This is a genomic window from Rhizobacter sp. P2_H3, assembly GCF_056403355.1.
In genome coordinates, this window is the sequence record NZ_JBFUFQ010000533.1 from 1 (window position 1) to 715 (window position 715).

Below are 715 nucleotides of genomic sequence, written 5' to 3' on the forward strand. Positions count from 1 at the left end.
GTACGTGACGACGGCCAAGTGGAACGCGGCGGCCAACGCGGCCGAGAACGGCGGCGCCGGCGTCACCAACCGCGCCAACGGCGACACCAAGGGCACGTCCTATGGTGCCCAGGCTGAAATCTGGTTCTGATAGAGGGACGGTTTGAAGACTCGGTTTTGCTGAAATGCTGAGTTGAGAGCAGTACGGGCCGGCTGAGAAGCCGGCCCTTTTGACTTGTGACTTCCGACATCCAGGAACGACAACGTGAGCAATCCATGGCCGATCTCCAGCTGAAGGCCCTGCGCAAGGCGTTCGACGACGTCGTGATCCTGCACGGCGTGGACCTGGAGATCCGCGACGGCGAGTTCCTGGTGTTCGTCGGGCCGTCGGGCTGCGGCAAGTCGACGCTGCTGCGCTGCATCGCCGGCCTCGAGGACATCACCGCGGGTGAGCTCTACATCGGCGGCGAACTCGTCAATGACGTGCCGCCGGCCAAGCGCGGCATCGCGATGGTGTTCCAGAGCTATGCGCTCTACCCCCACATGACGGTCGCCGAGAACATGGCCTTCGGGCTGCGGCTCGCCGGCTATTCCAAGGACGAGATGCGCGCGGCCGTGAGCCGCGCGGCGCAGGTGCTGCAGATCGAGCACCTGCTGGAGCGCAAGCCGAAGGCCTTGTCCGGTGGCCAGCGCCAGCGCGTGGCCATCGGCCGCGCGATCGTGCGCAAGCCGGGCG

The 715-nt window shown here is 66.2% G+C and carries 2 protein-coding genes; both read left to right on the forward strand.

Annotated elements, in window-relative coordinates; translation table 11 throughout:
• The first annotated feature begins 4 nt into the window (after nt 1–4).
• Nucleotides 5–130 (forward strand): hypothetical protein, encoded by a 126-nt coding sequence (locus AC1D1T_RS32880; protein WP_477993559.1) that lies wholly within the window; start codon nt 5–7, stop codon nt 128–130.
• Between the two features lie 125 nt (nt 131–255).
• A partial coding sequence (locus AC1D1T_RS32885; RefSeq protein WP_477993558.1) for an ABC transporter ATP-binding protein occupies nt 256–715 on the forward strand: 460 nt, incomplete at its 3' end.